The sequence below is a fragment of the Bacillus sp. SIMBA_154 genome, from assembly GCF_046536015.1.
Classification (GTDB): Bacteria; Bacillota; Bacilli; order Bacillales; family Bacillaceae; genus Bacillus; species Bacillus pumilus_P.
Genome location: NZ_JAWJBV010000003.1, coordinates 108,919 through 125,701 on the forward strand (window position 1 = coordinate 108,919; position 16,783 = coordinate 125,701).

The following is a 16,783-nucleotide window of genomic DNA, read 5'->3' on the forward strand; positions in this document are numbered from 1 at the left end:
CGCCAAAGATCGTGCTTTCTAGCGAAAAATCGCAGAAAATCAATTGTTTTGGAAATTTTTTTGACTGTCATACCCCGCTATACTATAATTAGACTGTTACGCACAAAACAGAGGTGAAGACCATGTTAGACCGTTTAAAATCAATCGAAGAACGCTATGAAAAGCTAAATGAATATTTAAGTGATCCTGAAGTGGTGAACGACCCTAAGAAGCTTCGTGAATATTCGAAGGAACAATCCGATATTCAAGAAACTGTTGAGGTATATAGACAATATCGTGCGGCATACGACCAGTTGAGCGAAGCGAAAGCAATGCTGGAAGAAAAGCTGGATGCCGAGATGCGCGACATGGTCAAAGAAGAAATTTCAGAGCTCACAGAGGAAACGGAACGTTTAGAAGACGAGCTGAAAATCTTGCTGATCCCGAAAGATCCGAACGACAACAAAAACGTTATTGTGGAGGTTCGTGGTGCAGCAGGAGGGGAAGAGGCCGCGCTTTTTGCCGGAAATCTTTACCGTATGTATAGCCGTTATGCTGAAATGCAAGGCTGGAAAACGGAAGTCATGGAAGCGAGTGTGACTGGAACTGGCGGTTATAAAGAGATTATCTTTATGATCAGCGGGAAAGGCGCATATTCCAAACTAAAGTTTGAAAACGGTGCTCACCGCGTGCAGCGTGTTCCAGAAACAGAATCAGGCGGACGGATTCATACATCAACAGCGACAGTTGCTGTCTTGCCTGAGGCTGAAGAAGTTGAAATTGATATCCATGAAAAAGACATCCGTGTAGATACTTTCACATCAAGCGGACCTGGCGGACAGAGTGTAAACACGACCATGTCTGCTGTTCGATTAACTCACCTTCCAACAGGTGTCGTTGTATCCTGTCAGGATGAGAAGTCGCAAATCAAAAACAAAGAAAAAGCAATGAAAGTGTTACGGGCGAGAATTTATGATAAATTCCAGCGTGAAGCACAAGCTGAATATGATCAAACACGTAAATCTGCTGTTGGAACAGGGGATCGTTCAGAGCGTATCCGTACGTATAATTTCCCGCAAAACCGTGTAACGGACCACCGCATCGGGTTGACGATTCAAAAGCTTGATCAAATTTTAGAAGGAAAACTTGACGAGGTCATAGATGCTTTAATTATGGAAGACCAAGCAAGAAAGCTTCAAAATGCAAAATAATCAGCGAACGATCTTTGAAGCCCTTAAATGGGCTTCTTCTTTGTTAACGGAAGCCGGTAGAGATCAAAATGCAGCAGAGCTTCTTCTGATGCATGTACTTGGATGGAGCAGAAGTGAACTTCTTGCGCGTTTTCATGACCCGCTGCCAGAAGAGAAAGATCGACTGTTCAGCGAGTTTGTCACACAGCACAAACTTGGAGTGCCTGTGCAGCATTTAACAGGCATTGAATTCTTTTATGGTCGTCCCTTCGAGGTGAACAAACATGTGCTCATTCCTCGCCTTGAAACGGAAGAAGTCGTACTGGCAGCGCTCAATATGGCAGGTGACGTATTCCCGCACGATCAGCCGCTCAAAGCAGTTGATGTTGGTACAGGAAGCGGGGCAATCGCCATTACGTTAGCTCTTGAAAAGGAATCTCTATCTGTCACAGCGACTGATATCTCACGTGATGCACTTGCAGTAGCGAAGCGGAATCAACAAGCGCTTGGTGCAGACGTTCATTTTTTACATGGAGATTTACTTGAACCAGTCATAGATCAAGGCATCAAAGTGGATTTGTTTATTTCCAATCCACCCTATATTGCCGTAGAAGAAATGGACAGTCTATCAGAGGTTGTCACAAAGCATGAGCCAGTCAATGCGCTGACGGATGGACGTGACGGTCTGTGGTTTTACCAGCGGCTCGTTCATGATCTCCACAACGTACTGAGCGAGCAGGCGGTGGTCGTCTTTGAAATTGGACACACGCAAGCGCAAGATGTAAAAGCGCTTCTCATGCAGGCATTTCCTGCAGCTGATGTTCGCATCGTTAAGGATATTAACGAGAAGGACCGAGCTGTTTGCGCACACATTCAAAACGAAAAGTCCGGCTGAATAAAGTCGGACTATTTTATTATGTAAAGATGAAACTTATGGTAAAAGAGAAACGTATATATAAAAGAATGAACATTCTGATCATGATTTTTTTACATAAATTTGTTTTGAAGGAGCGAATGGTGTGAACAGAAGGTATGCGATGGTGTTGGTCATCGTCAGTGTACTATTGATTGTGAGTGCTTGCGGTAAACCGAGCTTTAAAAAAGAGGCAGCAGCATTTGGAGAAAGCTATAAAAAAGCACAATACACAGTGAATCGAACGGATGACCTATCTGACATGAAGGAGAAGTTGAAGTTTTATTTAACCGAGCATGAATATCAGGAATATACACAAGACAGCATGTTTCCAAACGTATTAGAAGCAGCCAAGGATCAAGATTGTCAAATTAAGCTGAAAAAAATTACGTTTACGCCTTCAGATGAAAGCGATGACAGAATTGAATTTGACTATGAAATGATCATTCAATTTATTGATCAAAACGGAAAAGTCAAAAAAGAAATTGAGAAAAAGGGGGCAATGACTGTCATCCAAACAGAATCAGGTTTGAAAATCAGCCGTGATTGGGATGGGAGACTGTACCCCTCTGACTACCAATCCTCACTCCAAAGCCGTTCTTAAATTGAACGGCTTTTCAGCGTGTAGACAAACCCTCATGTTCTTTATCACGTGCCGGTGCTAGCGAATCGTTCATTCGCTCCGGAACTCGTCCTTCCTAGACTTCAAGGGCTTTCTATTACGCTGAACGGAAGTTTGACTCAGAATCTATTAAAAAAATCATGTTTGCTGTTTAAGAGATGAGTTTCCTGGACACAATGTTTGTAGCGAAGAGAAAAAGTGGGGGGAACACATCATGTTGAAAAGTAAAATGATGATTTGTCTTTATATGTTTCTATTATTATGCGGTGCTTTTGCAAACCTTGGCCGGGAGGAGACAGCGGCTGCTTCTGCAAACCAGCCTGTTGTGATACCAGATGAAGCGATTCGATTACGGATTTTAGCAAATAGTGATCGATCGGCGGATCAGGATGTGAAAAGAAGCATTCGAGATGAGGTCAATGCCAATATGACCGAGTGGGTCAAAGACCTGACATCCATTGAAGAAGCAAGACGTGTCATTCGTTCAAAGCTGCCAGAAATCAATCGTATTGCGAAAGCAAAATTGAAAGAACAACACATTGATCAATCCGTATCAGTGAGTTTTCAAAAAGCTTCTTTTCCAACAAAGCTTTATGGAAATTTCGTCTATCCTGCTGGGAAATATGAAGCCATTTTAATTACGCTTGGGGAAGGGGACGGAGCCAATTGGTGGTGTGTGTTATTCCCGCCTCTCTGCTTTATCGACTTTTCAAATGGAGAAGCGATTGCCTCGCCAGAAGGGGATGGTGAAGACCAAATGGCAGAGCAGCAAACAGGTGAGTCCGTCAATGAAGTGGTGAAAGAAGAGGAGGAAGAGACTGGAGAAGTGAAATTCTTTCTGTTCGAATGGGTCTCTAGTCTTTTCTCTTAAAAAAGGTATAAATCTGTTTTTGCCTCATAGAGTTGAAGTAAGAGATCAAAAAGAGGTGAAAGCATGTATTATCAATTAAGAATAGCCACAGAAGATGATGCCCCAGCTATCAATGCGTTTCTTGAAAAGGGACAAGCGAAAGGCGGAGTAACGATTGCAGAGTGTACGACTTTTGTTGTCATGGAAGATGGGGACGGGCAGCTGGCAGGCTGCTTAGGTCTTGAACGGCTTAATGAACAAGAGGGGTTACTGCGGTCACTTGTCATTTCAGATAAACTTGGTCAGGGGCACATTGTTTCTTTATTCCAAAGTGTTCAAACGCTGGGAGAAAAAATAGGTGTGGATACCTTTTATGTCGTAGCAAACCATTCATCCTCACATGACTTTTTAGCATTAATGGGATTCACACCTTTAAAGAGCATTCCGGATAGCGTGTTGGTATCTGCGCATGCAAAAGAGTCATTGGGGAAAGAACAGGCCGTGGTACTGCAAAAAAAGGTCAGTTAATCACAAAGCACTGGACTTATTCACATACTTATCCACTGTTAAACGAGCGTTATCCACAAATTGTGGACAACGCTTGTTTTATTTAGCGTCATCTTTTATACTTTCAAAAGGATAATTGAGATATATCAACAGTTTTATCTTTTTTAAAAGGAGTTTGTATGATGTTAAATACAAAAAGGTGGTCTGTGGATTTAGAAAAGGATTTATCCACATACTATCCACAAATTGAACAGGCAGCCCTGCTGTTACAGCAAAACGAAGTGGTCGCTTTCCCGACAGAGACCGTTTACGGACTAGGGGCAAATGCGAAAGAGACAGAGGCCGTCATGAAAATTTATGAAGCGAAAGGGCGTCCAAGTGATAATCCGTTGATTGTCCACATTGCGGACGTTCAGCAGCTTCATGAATTTGCACAAATAGAAAATGAAAAAGCGAAGGCGCTGATGGATGCCTTTTGGCCGGGTGCCTTAACCATTGTTCTTCCATGTAAACCGGGCACTTTATCAAAGCAGGTCACAGCGGGTCTATCCACAGTTGGCGTGAGAATGCCTGATCATCCCATTGCACTTGAACTTATCCGAGCAGCTGGTCTGCCAATTGCCGCACCGAGTGCCAATCGCTCAGGGAAACCATCACCGACACTAGCTGACCATGTAGCGAGTGATCTCGATGGAAGAATTGCTGGGATTGTCGATGGTGGTTCTACTGGTATTGGCGTTGAGTCAACGGTTGTATCCTGTGTAGACGAAATTCCAGTGATTTTAAGGCCGGGCGGTATTACAAAAGAAGCTTTAGAAGAAGTAGTGGGGACAGTCAGCGTCGATCCAGGGTTAACGAAAAAGGACGAGGCACCAGTATCGCCAGGGATGAAATACACACATTATGCACCTGAAGCACATATGTATATCTTTTATGGAAGTGATGAAGAGATGCAGCGTCACATTCAAAAGTACCAGGCTGAGGGGAAAAAAGTTGGTGTACTCACAACAGAAGAAAAGAAATCGTTGTTTACGGCAGATGTTGTTTACAGTTGTGGATGGAGAGAGAAGCCTGAAACTGTTGCTGCAAACCTATATCGTGTGCTGAGACAATTTGATGAGACGGATGTAGACATGATCATTTCAGAAGCCTTTTCAGAGCAGGGTGTTGGTTCTGCCATTATGAACCGTCTGCAAAAAGCGGCAGGAGGGCGTACACTCTCTTCGGTCAAATAGTTCTAACCTTTCTTGGACAAACATAGGTTAAAGGAGAATGCGTGTCCAAGGGGGATTTACATGAACGAACTAGCTGGCGAATTGCTGACACTCAGTATCATGGCTTTTGCGCTTGGGATGGATGCCTTTTCGGTTGGACTTGGGATGGGGATGATTCAGCTGAGGTTCCGCCAGATCATTTATATTGGACTTGTCATTGGGATATTTCATATGTTTATGCCGCTTTTTGGCATGCTGACAGGTCAGCTTTTATCTGGTTGGCTCGGTCTCCTTGCAACCTATATCGGAGGGGCGCTGCTTTTGGTGCTGGGGCTGCAAATGATCATTGCGTCTATCCGAAAAGAGGATAAACCATTTATCGCGCCTGTTGGTACTGGTCTCGTTCTTTTTGCGACAAGTGTGAGCTTAGACAGTTTCTCCGTTGGCTTAAGCCTGGGAATTTACGGTTCTCGGGTGTGGATGACCATTTTATTGTTTGGTTTTTTTAGTATGATGCTTACGTGGCTCGGATTATTACTCGGTAAACAGGTCCGTTCATGGATTGGTTCATATAGCGGGGCGCTTGGCGGCATCATTTTACTAGCCTTTGGAATCAAATTATTATTCCCGCTATAGCCAGTCTCCTTACATAACATGTAGAATGAAATCCTATATAATAGAAGAAAAGGAGGGCGAATGATGAATATCTTATTTGTTTGTACTGGAAATACATGCAGAAGTCCGATGGCTCAAGCCCTTTTTGCTTCAATTGCGGATGAAAAAGGTTTGCAGGCCACTGTAAAATCAGCGGGCATCTTTGCCTCGAATGAGGGGAAGGCTTCTCCGCAAGCGGTCGAAGCATTATTTGAGAAAAGCATTCCACTCAATCACTCATCGTCATTGCTGACAGAGGATCTTCTTCACGAAGCTGATTACGTTTTCACCATGACGATTCAGCATAAACAGTTGATTGTGGAGCAATATGCACATGCAAAAGAGAAGGTTTTCACATTAAAGGAATTTGCGACAGGGACAGAAGGCGATGTATCCGATCCATTTGGAGGAAGTCTTGCTGTTTATCAGGAAACACGTGATGAACTAGAAGCATTGCTTTATCAGCTGGCTGAAAAACTGAAAAAGGATAGAACATCCTCATAAATGGACAACCTGTAAAACCGTTGCGAAAACGGTTTTTCTGCTTTTGTTTGCAAATGACTAGGCAGAGGTTAAAATATAACTGTGAATAAAGAATGAATGTAAGACATGACAGATCAACTCACCCTTAGGAGGAATAGCCCGATGAAAGTAGCCATTGCATCCGATCACGGCGGAACGAATATTCGTGAAGAAATCAAGCAACTGATGGATGAATTGAAGATTGAATACATTGATATGGGTTGTGAATGTGGATCAGGATCTGTAGACTACCCAGATTATGCTTTTCCTGTAGCCAATATGGTGGCAAACGGAGAAGTCGATCGTGGTATTTTAATTTGCGGGACAGGCATCGGCATGAGCATCTCAGCAAACAAAGTGAAAGGCATTCGCTGTGCGCTGGCACATGATACATTTAGTGCGAAAGCAACGAGAGAACATAATGATACAAATGTTCTTGCGATGGGAGAACGTGTCATTGGACCGGGACTAGCACGTGAGATCGCACACATTTGGCTGACGACAGAATTTATGGCAGGACGTCATGCTACGCGGATTGGTAAAATCGCTGATTACGAAGAAAAGCACCTATAAGGAGCGCTTAACATGAACATTGGTCAAGATTGGCTTGAAATGTTAAAAGAGTTTCATCAAGCAGTCGAACTGCGTGCTGGCCAAATTTTAGTGATTGGCTGCAGTACGTCGGAAGTGGCTGGCGAACATATTGGTACAGCAGGAAGCGAGCAAATTGCGGAGGCCATCTATCAAGAGCTGGACCAGCTAAGAAGAGAGACTGGTATTGAGCTGGCCTTCCAGTGCTGCGAGCATCTCAATCGTGCCCTCGTCGTTGAAGAAGAAGTGGCTTTCCGGCTGAACCTAGAAATTGTGGCCGCAGTACCTGTTCGTAAGGCGGGGGGTTCTATGGCGGCTCATGCGTATCAGCAAATGGAACACCCTGTGTTAGTTGAATCCATTACGGCGCATGCAGGAATTGATATCGGCGATACATTGATTGGAATGCACTTAAAGCGAGTAGCCGTTCCTGTCCGTCTTAGTCGACATCAATTAGGACAAGCGCACGTGACGTTTGCGAAAACACGTCCGAAGCTGATTGGCGGAGAACGAGCAGTTTATACAAGATCATAGCTCGATTATATTTCTAATATAATGTTGAATGATGAAGACGCTTCACCCCTTTAATATTCGGTTTTTCATAAAAAAGAAGTCCATTTTCCAAAAAAAACTTTTACATTTTACTCAAAAACCGTGTACAATGAGATGGTGAAAACATCGAATGGAAATAGATTGGAGAGGATTTCGCTGATGAAACATTTACCTGAGCAAGACGCACAAGTATTCAAAGCAATTCAACTAGAGCGGAAACGCCAGCAGGACAAAATCGAATTAATTGCATCAGAAAACTTCGTAAGCGAAGCAGTCATGGAAGCACAGGGCTCAGTTTTAACAAACAAATATGCTGAGGGCTACCCTGGTAAACGCTACTATGGCGGCTGTGAACATGTAGACGTTGTAGAAGATATCGCACGTGATCGCGCAAAAGAAATTTTTGGCGCTGAGTATGTGAACGTACAGCCTCACTCAGGTGCTCAAGCGAATATGGCCGTATACTTTACAATTCTTGAGCATGGCGATACAGTGCTAGGCATGAACTTATCACATGGTGGGCATTTAACACACGGAAGCCCTGTAAATTTTAGCGGTGTACAATACAACTTTGTAGAATATGGTGTAGATAAAGAAACACAGCATATCGACTATCAAGATGTACTTGAAAAAGCACGTGAGCATAAGCCGAAGCTAATCGTTGCGGGTGCAAGTGCATACCCGCGTCAAATTGATTTCAAAAAGTTCCGTGAAATTGCTGATGAAGTCGGTGCTTACTTTATGGTCGACATGGCTCACATTGCGGGTCTTGTTGCAGCAGGTCTTCATCCAAATCCAGTTCCTTACGCAGATTTTGTGACAACGACAACACACAAAACCTTACGCGGACCTCGCGGCGGAATGATTCTATGCCGTGAAGAGTTTGGTAAAAAGATCGACAAATCGATCTTCCCTGGTATTCAAGGTGGACCACTGATGCATGTCATCTCTGCAAAAGCTGTTTCTTTCGGTGAAGTATTGAACGGAGATTTCAAAACATATGCACAAAACGTGATTGATAACGCAAAACAACTAGCTGAAACACTTTTATCTGAGGATATTCAGCTTGTATCTGGTGGAACAGATAACCATCTAGTTCTCATCGACTTGCGTACTCTTGGCATCACAGGGAAAATTGCAGAAAATGTTCTAGATGAAATCGGCATCACAGTGAACAAAAATGCGATTCCTTATGATCCAGAGAAACCATTTGTCACAAGTGGTGTACGTGTAGGTACAGCAGCAGTGACAAGCCGCGGGTTCGATCAAGAAGCGATGAAAGAAGTTGGTTCCATTATTGCGCTTGCTCTGAAACATCATGAAGATGAAGCGAAATTAGAAGAGGCGAAAAAGCGTGTGTCTGATCTCACTGCCCGCTTCCCTCTATATAATGAATTAGATTATTAAAAAGCAGACCCATTTGCCTATTTTTGGCATGTGGGTTTTTTTTGTAGGATTTGCGAATCATATTGAAAGATGATGTCTTTTTATGTAGAATTGTAGGAAGTGTGCAAAGTTCACCGGAAGATGACAGAGAAGGAGTTGTAGCAAGCAATGGCAAAGGTTTATGTATTTGATCACCCGCTAATTCAGCACAAACTTACATATATTCGTGACGTTCATACAGGAACAAAAGAATTTAGAGAGCTAGTGGATGAAGTCGCCACATTAATGGCATTCGAAATCACAAGAGACTTACCGCTTGAAGAGGTAGATGTAGAAACACCTGTACAAGTAGCTAAATCAAACGTGATCTCAGGGAAAAAACTCGGTGTTGTGCCAATTTTAAGAGCAGGTCTTGGAATGGTAGACGGGATTTTGAAGCTCATTCCAGCTGCTAAAGTGGGACATGTCGGTTTATACCGTGATCCGAAAACATTAAAGCCTGTTGAATATTATGTGAAGCTTCCATCTGATGTGGAAGAGCGTGAATTTATCGTCGTAGACCCAATGCTTGCAACTGGCGGCTCAGCAGTCGAAGCGTTAAACAGCTTGAAAAAACGCGGTGCGAAAAACATCCGCTTCATGTGTCTGATTGCTGCCCCTGAAGGTGTAGAAGAAATGCAAAAACATCATCCAGATGTGGATATCTACATTGCAGCATTAGATGAGAAATTAAACGAAAAAGGTTACATCATCCCAGGCCTTGGTGATGCTGGTGACCGTATGTATGGAACAAAATAAGAATGTTCAAATGAAACCCACATGCAAACGTGCATGTGGGTTTTTTGAAAAATATGACAAACGGTTGATATCGTTCTTAGAAAAATCAATGTATACTGAACATTAGCTGTTTTTTTCAATGAATGTCACGTGTCTCCTAAAGTTTGATGAAATTGTGAACATTTTGTGTGCTCTATCATTATAGAAAAGTTTTTTAACTTTCAACGGATTGACACATCATAGACGCTATTGTATGCTAAACGAGGGTATTATGGTAAGGTTTTCATAGCCTATAGCACTCTACTAATCCTCATTGTGAACCCTTTAATTATCAGGGTTTGTATCAGCGAATGAAGCAGCATCCCATAGATCTAAAGATTCCAAGTCTGATTGTGTAATTAGACCGATGGGTGATTGATTTTTTTCGAACAGGACGTCTTATCATCAGCGTCTTCTACGCAGTTTTCATCACCATTTATCACCTTTTTTACAATATTTTTCATCGGGAGTCAGATGAATGAACGATCCAAACGCGATTTTCCGCAGACAGAGTAAATACATGTTGTATCTATTGGCAATTTTTGTGTTTGGCTATGCCATGCCTGGTTTTAAACCACTGTTCCTCGGTTTCATTATCGGCACAATTTTTGCTTTCTTTAATTTATTCCTACTTATACGGAGAATGCACGCTTTTGATCGGGCGGTTAAAAAAGGAAAATCCATTCGTTCAATGGGAAGTACAGCCAGGTGGGCCAACGCGATTCTCGCAGTAGCGATTGCTTGGCGTTACCCTAATGAAGTTCATCTGGCAGGTGTTGTTATAGGATTAATGACAATATATCCTGTCATTATGATAGATTCCTTCATTCAACTTAAACGTTCTACTATGGAAGAGAGGTGAATACTCTTTGGGTCACAGTTCAAAAACTACAGAATTTTTAGGGTTAACGTTCAACTTATCCAATGTTCTCATGATTACGATTGCTAGTATCATCGTTCTTCTCATAGCGGTGCTGACTACTCGTGTTCTGTCTATTCGTCCGACAAAGGCGCAGAACTTCATGGAATGGATTGTTGATTTTGTTCGAAATATCATAGGTAGTTCGATGGACATGAAAACAGGAGCCCCATTTCTAGCGCTTGGCGTTACATTACTCATGTACATATTTGTTTCAAACATGCTTGGACTGCCATTCTCGATTACGGTCGATCACAACTTGTGGTGGAAATCACCAACAGCAGACCCAGCAATCACAATGACACTAGCGATTATGGTCATGGGATTAACACATTACTACGGTGTCAAGGCAAAAGGAGTCAAGGAATATACGAAAGACTACTTTAGACCAATTCCGCTTTTAGTACCATTGAAACTTATTGAAGAATTTGCAAACACGCTAACACTTGGTTTGCGTCTTTACGGAAATATTTTCGCTGGAGAGATTCTTCTTGGTTTACTTGCAGGACTTGCGACCAATTTCTACACGCAAAACATTGCGCTTGGTATCGTTGGTACATTAGGTGCCATCGTGCCGATGATTGTATGGCAGGCATTCAGTTTGTTTGTCGGAACAATCCAGGCATTTATCTTCACCATGCTGACAATGGTGTACATATCCCATAAAGTCAGCGACGAACACTAAAAAAATTGAGAGTCCAAAAAGGACGTTATTTTAAAGGAGGAGCTTTTTAATGAATTTAATAGCAGCAGCAATTGCAATCGGTTTAGGAGCACTAGGAGCAGGTATTGGTAACGGTCTAATCGTATCTAAAACAGTTGAAGGAATCGCCCGTCAGCCAGAAGCTGGTAGAGAACTAAGAACACTTATGTTCATCGGGGTCGCTTTAGTTGAGGCACTTCCAATTATCGCTGTCGTTATCGCATTCTTGGCATTCTTTGGTTAATATGTGAGAAGCGTTCTAATATGAATTTTAATGGCGAAGATCAGATTAGTTCGAAACTTCGCCATTCCTTTATGTTTTGTTTCTTAACATATTATTTGAAGAAGGGAGTTGCCGTACTAAATGTCTCAGTTACCAGTGGTTTTAGGAGCAGGAGGCTTAAGTTTCAACGCCGGGGATATGTTATTCCAGCTGATCGCTATGCTCATCCTGCTTGCACTTTTAAAGAAATTTGCGCTTAAACCTTTATTAGGTATTATGAAGCAGCGTGAAGATTATATAGGAAATGAAATTTCAAGTGCTGAACAAAAGCATGTTCAAGCTGAAAATCTTCTTGAAGAACAACGTGTTTTATTGAAAGAAGCACGTGAAGAATCACATACACTCATCGAAAATGCGAAAAAGCTTGGTGAGAAACAAAAAGAAGAAATCATTCAAGCAGCACGTCAAGAGTCAGAGCGCTTGAAAGAATCTGCTAGAACTGAAATCGTGAAAGAAAAAGAACAAGCTGTGGCTGCGCTGCGTGAGCAGGTTGCATCACTATCTGTGCTAATTGCTTCTAAAGTGATTGAAAAAGAACTTGATGAGCAAGCACAAGAGAAATTGATCCAAGAGTATCTTAAAGAGGCAGGCGAAAGCCGATGAGCGTAACTATTGTCTCTAAGCGTTACGCTTCTGCTCTTTTTGACATCGTTCTTGCTTCTTCGGCAGTAGACGAAACTGAAAAAGAGCTGAATGAGATCAAAAAAGTGCTAAAGGCTGATCAAGAACTGAACGACTTTCTTGTTCATCCGAAGATTACGGCAGACAAAAAGAAACATTTGATTGCAGAAGCTTTCAAAGGTGTTTCAACTTATGTATTGCACACAATGTATTTACTGATTGACCGCGGACGCACGAATATTTTTCCTGAAATGACGTCTGAGTTTGTGAAACTTGCAAACCGTACGAAACAAATAGACGATGCGATCGTGTATTCAGTTAAACCGCTTAGCGGGGCTGAAATTCAATCATTATCTGAAGTATTTGCCAAAAAAGCCGGAGTCACATCACTGCGTGTTGAAAATGTGATTGACAAGGATCTAATAGGCGGAGTGAAAATCCGTATCGGAAACCGCATTTATGACGGCAGTGTCAGCGGAAAGCTTTCCCGCATTGAACGTCAGCTTGCAGGCGAAAATCGTTAGAAGGGGTGAAACCTTAGTGAGTATCAAAGCTGAAGAGATTAGCGCGCTGATAAAGCAGCAAATCCAAAACTATCAATCTGAAATCGAAGTAAAAGATGTCGGTACAGTCATTCAAGTAGGGGACGGTATCGCGCGTGTACATGGCCTTGACAACATTATGGCAGGAGAACTGGTTGAGTTCTCTAACGGTGTAATGGGTATGGCTCAAAACCTTGAGGAGTCTAACGTAGGTATCGTTATTTTAGGACCTTACAAAGATATCCGCGAAGGTGATGACGTAAAACGTACAGGTCGTATCATGGAGGTTCCAGTAGGTGAAGAGTTAATCGGTCGTATTGTGAACCCACTTGGTCAGCCTGTTGATGGACTAGGTCCAATCTTAACAAGCAAAACACGTCCAATCGAAAGTGAAGCACCAGGCGTTATGGATCGTAAATCTGTACATGAGCCGCTTCAAACAGGAATTAAAGCGATTGATGCCTTGATTCCAATCGGACGTGGACAGCGTGAATTGATCATTGGTGACCGTCAAACAGGTAAAACATCTGTTGCAATTGATACGATCCTAAACCAAAAAGATCAAAACATGATCTGTATCTATGTAGCGATCGGACAAAAAGAATCAACAGTTCGTGGCGTTGTTGAAACACTACGTAAGCATGGTGCGCTTGATTACACAATCGTTGTGACAGCTTCTGCATCACAGCCAGCTCCACTTCTTTACCTTGCTCCATATGCAGGTGTAACGATGGGGGAGGAATTCATGTATAACGGCAAGCACGTACTTGTTGTATATGATGACCTTTCTAAACAAGCGGCAGCTTACCGTGAGCTTTCATTATTGCTTCGTCGTCCTCCAGGTCGTGAGGCATTCCCTGGTGATGTTTTCTACCTTCACTCTCGTTTATTAGAACGTGCAGCGAAGCTTAGTGACGAAAAGGGTGGCGGTTCTATCACAGCATTGCCTTTCGTAGAAACGCAGGCTGGTGATATCTCTGCATATATCCCAACAAACGTGATTTCGATCACAGATGGACAGATCTTCTTACAATCTGATCTCTTCTTCTCAGGCGTACGTCCAGCAGTAAACGCAGGATTGTCTGTATCCCGTGTAGGTGGTTCTGCACAAATCAAAGCGATGAAAAAGGTAGCAGGTACACTTCGTTTGGACCTTGCTTCATATCGTGAGCTTGAAGCATTCGCTCAGTTTGGATCTGATCTAGACCAAGCGACTCAAGCGAAATTAAACCGTGGTGCAAGAACAGTTGAAGTCTTAAAACAAGACTTGAACAAACCGCTTAAAGTTGAAAAACAAGTAGCGATTCTTTATGCACTGACAAAAGGATACTTAGACGATGTGGCAATTGCTGATGTCAAACGTTTTGAAGCTGAGTTATTCATGTACATTGAAGAAAACCATAAAGACTTGTTCGATACAATCTCTCAAACAGGAAACATGCCTGCTGATGAAGAGTGGAATACAGCAATCGAAGGCTTTAAACGTACGTTTGCGCCAAGCAACTAATTAGTAATCTTTCCGAGAGAAAAAGATTCTCTTTTTCTCTCTTTTCACGTAAATGAACACGGATTCCTGAAAAAAGGTGGTGAAATCTTTGGCCTCATTACGCGATATTAAGTCAAGGATCACGTCAACGAAAAAATCGAGTCAGATCACAAAAGCGATGCAAATGGTATCAGCTGCGAAACTGAATCGTGCTGAAAACAATGCGAAGTCTTTTGTTCCTTACATGGAGAAAATCCAAGAAGTCGTTGCAGCAATAGCAACTGGAACAAGTGCTAAGCACCCAATGCTTCTTTCAAGACCTGTCAAAAAAACAGGGTATCTCGTCATTACATCTGATCGAGGGCTTGCAGGACCTTTTAACAGCTCGATTTTGCGTGCCGCTTACCAAACCATTCAATCTCGTCATCAATCCGCTGATGAATATGCGGTGATTGTCATTGGTAAAATCGGACGCGACTTCTTCAAAAAGCGCGGTATTCCAGTTATTTCTGAAGTAACAGGGCTTGGTGATGAAGTAGCGTTTGCTGATATTAAAGAATTAGCAAGCAGTACAGTTCAAATGTTCTCTGATGGAGCGTTTGATGAACTTTACATGTTCTACAACCATTTTGTCAGTGCCATTTCACAAGAAGTAACAGAGAAAAAATTATTGCCGCTAACGGACCTTTCGGCCGCAGCGACACCAAATAAACGTTCCGCATCTTATGAGTTTGAGCCTTCTGAAGAAGAAATTCTAGAAGTTCTCCTTCCTCAATATGCAGAGAGTTTGATTTTCGGTGCGCTTCTTGACAGCAAAGCCAGTGAACATGCTGCAAGAATGACAGCAATGAAGAGTGCAACAGACAACGCGAAAGAATTGATCGACAACCTGACACTCTCTTATAACCGTGCTCGTCAAGCAGCGATTACACAAGAGATTACAGAAATTGTCGGCGGAGCAGCTGCCTTAGAATAGAAATAATTGTCAGGAGGGAATGCAATGAAAACAGGACGCATCAGTCAGATCATGGGACCAGTCGTAGACGTTCGTTTTGAAGATGGTCACTTGCCTGAGATTTATAATGCGATCAAAGTTTCGCATAAAGCGGAAAGCGAAAGTGAAGTTGATATCGACTTAACTTTAGAAGTAGCACTACATTTAGGTGATGATACAGTGAGAACCATCGCAATGGCATCAACAGACGGTGTTAAGCGCGGCATGGAAGCTGTAGACGTTGGATCACCAATTTCAGTACCAGTTGGTAACGTAACACTTGGACGTGTATTCAACGTACTGGGAGATAACATTGACTTAGATGAGCCACTTGGTGTGGAAGCTCAGAGAGATCCAATCCACAGACAAGCGCCTTCTTTTGATCAACTTTCTACAGAAGTTGAAATTCTTGAAACAGGTATCAAAGTTGTTGACCTTCTAGCTCCTTATATCAAGGGTGGAAAGATCGGTCTATTCGGTGGAGCCGGTGTAGGTAAAACCGTTCTGATTCAAGAATTAATCAACAACATCGCACAAGAACACGGCGGTATTTCTGTATTCGCTGGTGTTGGAGAGCGTACACGTGAAGGAAACGACCTTTACTACGAAATGAAAGATTCTGGCGTTATCGAAAAAACAGCGATGGTCTTCGGTCAAATGAACGAGCCACCAGGTGCACGTATGCGTGTTGCCTTAACTGGTTTGACAATGGCAGAGCATTTCCGTGATGAACAAGGTCAAGACGTATTGTTCTTCATCGATAACATCTATCGTTTTACACAAGCAGGTTCTGAAGTATCAGCCCTTCTTGGACGTATGCCTTCAGCGGTAGGTTATCAGCCGACACTTGCAACAGAAATGGGTCAGCTGCAAGAGCGTATCACGTCTACAAACGTAGGATCGGTTACATCGATTCAAGCGATCTATGTACCTGCGGATGACTATACGGATCCAGCTCCAGCCACAACGTTCGCTCACCTTGATGCAACGACGAACCTTGAGCGTAAGCTGACAGAAATGGGTATTTACCCAGCGGTTGATCCACTTGCATCAACATCTCGTGCACTTGCACCTGAGATTGTTGGCGAAGAGCATTATGCGATTGCGCGTGAAGTTCAGCAAACATTGCAACGTTATAAAGAGCTACAAGATATCATTGCCATTTTAGGTATGGATGAATTATCTGAGGACGATAAGCTTGTGGTACACAGAGCACGTCGTGTTCAATTCTTCCTATCTCAAAACTTCCACGTAGCAGAACAGTTCACTGGCCAAAAAGGTTCTTACGTGCCATTGAAAGAAACTGTTAAAGGCTTCAAGGAAATCTTATCTGGTAAATACGATCACCTTCCAGAAGATGCATTCCGCTTAGTTGGACGCATTGAAGAAGTGGTTGAAAAAGCCAAAGAGATGGGTGTAGAGGCCTAATCTGGTCCTTA

At 42.7% G+C, this 16,783-nt stretch carries 20 protein-coding genes; all 20 read left to right on the plus strand.

Features of this window, described 5'->3' with window-relative positions:
• Window positions 1-122 precede the first annotated feature (122 nt).
• The 20 genes from prfA to atpD all read left to right on the plus strand — a co-directional run bounded on the left by prfA (window position 123) and on the right by atpD (window position 16,772).
• Window positions 123-1,190 carry a peptide chain release factor 1 gene (gene prfA / locus R0K30_RS07000; RefSeq protein WP_034660298.1) on the plus strand — a complete coding sequence of 356 codons (1,068 nt, stop codon included), beginning with the start codon at window positions 123-125 and terminating at the stop codon, window positions 1,188-1,190.
• The gene (prmC, locus tag R0K30_RS07005; protein ID WP_410609797.1) at window positions 1,180-2,064 is read left to right on the plus strand and encodes a peptide chain release factor N(5)-glutamine methyltransferase; all 885 of its coding nucleotides are present in this window, start codon (window positions 1,180-1,182) and stop codon (window positions 2,062-2,064) included. The genes prfA and prmC overlap by 11 nt, the downstream gene beginning before the upstream one ends.
• Window positions 2,065-2,206: 142 nt before the next feature.
• Window positions 2,207-2,686: a hypothetical protein gene (locus R0K30_RS07010; RefSeq protein WP_099682199.1), complete on the plus strand. Its 480-nt coding sequence runs from the start codon at window positions 2,207-2,209 to the stop codon at window positions 2,684-2,686.
• 232 nt (window positions 2,687-2,918) lie between these two features.
• Window positions 2,919-3,575, plus strand: a complete 657-nt coding sequence (spoIIR, locus tag R0K30_RS07015; protein ID WP_099726510.1) for a stage II sporulation protein R — start codon at window positions 2,919-2,921, stop codon at window positions 3,573-3,575.
• A gap of 63 nt (window positions 3,576-3,638) precedes the next feature.
• On the plus strand, window positions 3,639-4,082 hold the full coding sequence (locus R0K30_RS07020) for a GNAT family N-acetyltransferase (RefSeq protein ID WP_410609800.1): 444 nt from the start codon (window positions 3,639-3,641) through the stop codon (window positions 4,080-4,082).
• 161 nt (window positions 4,083-4,243) lie between these two features.
• The gene (locus R0K30_RS07025; RefSeq protein ID WP_256499692.1) at window positions 4,244-5,296 is read left to right on the plus strand and encodes an L-threonylcarbamoyladenylate synthase; all 1,053 of its coding nucleotides are present in this window, start codon (window positions 4,244-4,246) and stop codon (window positions 5,294-5,296) included.
• A gap of 60 nt (window positions 5,297-5,356) precedes the next feature.
• Complete coding sequence (locus tag R0K30_RS07030; protein WP_099726507.1) at window positions 5,357-5,911, plus strand: manganese efflux pump MntP; 555 nt, start codon at window positions 5,357-5,359, stop codon at window positions 5,909-5,911.
• A 63-nt stretch (window positions 5,912-5,974) separates the two neighbouring features.
• Window positions 5,975-6,433 carry a low molecular weight protein arginine phosphatase gene (locus R0K30_RS07035; RefSeq protein ID WP_099726506.1) on the plus strand — a complete coding sequence of 153 codons (459 nt, stop codon included), beginning with the start codon at window positions 5,975-5,977 and terminating at the stop codon, window positions 6,431-6,433.
• A 141-nt stretch (window positions 6,434-6,574) separates the two neighbouring features.
• Entirely contained in the window at window positions 6,575-7,024 is a 450-nt protein-coding gene (gene rpiB, locus R0K30_RS07040; RefSeq protein WP_099726505.1) for a ribose 5-phosphate isomerase B, read from the plus strand.
• A 12-nt stretch (window positions 7,025-7,036) separates the two neighbouring features.
• Window positions 7,037-7,576 (plus strand): TIGR01440 family protein, encoded by a 540-nt coding sequence (locus R0K30_RS07045; protein ID WP_034318309.1) that lies wholly within the window; start codon window positions 7,037-7,039, stop codon window positions 7,574-7,576.
• A 177-nt stretch (window positions 7,577-7,753) separates the two neighbouring features.
• Window positions 7,754-9,001, plus strand: a complete 1,248-nt coding sequence (gene glyA / locus R0K30_RS07050) for a serine hydroxymethyltransferase (RefSeq protein WP_105927222.1) — start codon at window positions 7,754-7,756, stop codon at window positions 8,999-9,001.
• Window positions 9,002-9,148: 147 nt separating this feature from the next.
• Window positions 9,149-9,778 (plus strand): uracil phosphoribosyltransferase, encoded by a 630-nt coding sequence (upp, locus tag R0K30_RS07055; RefSeq protein WP_003214553.1) that lies wholly within the window; start codon window positions 9,149-9,151, stop codon window positions 9,776-9,778.
• A gap of 496 nt (window positions 9,779-10,274) precedes the next feature.
• Window positions 10,275-10,658: an ATP synthase subunit I gene (locus R0K30_RS07060; protein WP_099726503.1), complete on the plus strand. Its 384-nt coding sequence runs from the start codon at window positions 10,275-10,277 to the stop codon at window positions 10,656-10,658.
• A gap of 7 nt (window positions 10,659-10,665) precedes the next feature.
• A complete protein-coding gene (atpB, locus tag R0K30_RS07065; RefSeq protein WP_003215198.1) occupies window positions 10,666-11,400 on the plus strand; it encodes a F0F1 ATP synthase subunit A in 735 nt (244 codons plus the stop codon).
• 49 nt (window positions 11,401-11,449) lie between these two features.
• Complete coding sequence (gene atpE, locus R0K30_RS07070; RefSeq protein ID WP_003214968.1) at window positions 11,450-11,662, plus strand: F0F1 ATP synthase subunit C; 213 nt, start codon at window positions 11,450-11,452, stop codon at window positions 11,660-11,662.
• Window positions 11,663-11,782: 120 nt separating this feature from the next.
• Window positions 11,783-12,304, plus strand: coding sequence for a F0F1 ATP synthase subunit B (gene atpF / locus R0K30_RS07075; protein WP_099726502.1), 522 nt, complete (start codon window positions 11,783-11,785; stop codon window positions 12,302-12,304).
• Window positions 12,301-12,846 (plus strand): F0F1 ATP synthase subunit delta, encoded by a 546-nt coding sequence (locus tag R0K30_RS07080; RefSeq protein ID WP_099726501.1) that lies wholly within the window; start codon window positions 12,301-12,303, stop codon window positions 12,844-12,846. Before atpF ends, R0K30_RS07080 begins: the two co-directional genes overlap by 4 nt.
• 16 nt (window positions 12,847-12,862) lie before the next feature.
• Entirely contained in the window at window positions 12,863-14,371 is a 1,509-nt protein-coding gene (atpA, locus tag R0K30_RS07085) for a F0F1 ATP synthase subunit alpha (protein WP_099726500.1), read from the plus strand.
• A gap of 88 nt (window positions 14,372-14,459) precedes the next feature.
• Window positions 14,460-15,326, plus strand: a complete 867-nt coding sequence (locus R0K30_RS07090) for a F0F1 ATP synthase subunit gamma (protein WP_099726499.1) — start codon at window positions 14,460-14,462, stop codon at window positions 15,324-15,326.
• A gap of 24 nt (window positions 15,327-15,350) precedes the next feature.
• A complete protein-coding gene (gene atpD / locus R0K30_RS07095) occupies window positions 15,351-16,772 on the plus strand; it encodes a F0F1 ATP synthase subunit beta (RefSeq protein WP_099726498.1) in 1,422 nt (473 codons plus the stop codon).
• Window positions 16,773-16,783: the final 11 nt, after the last annotated feature.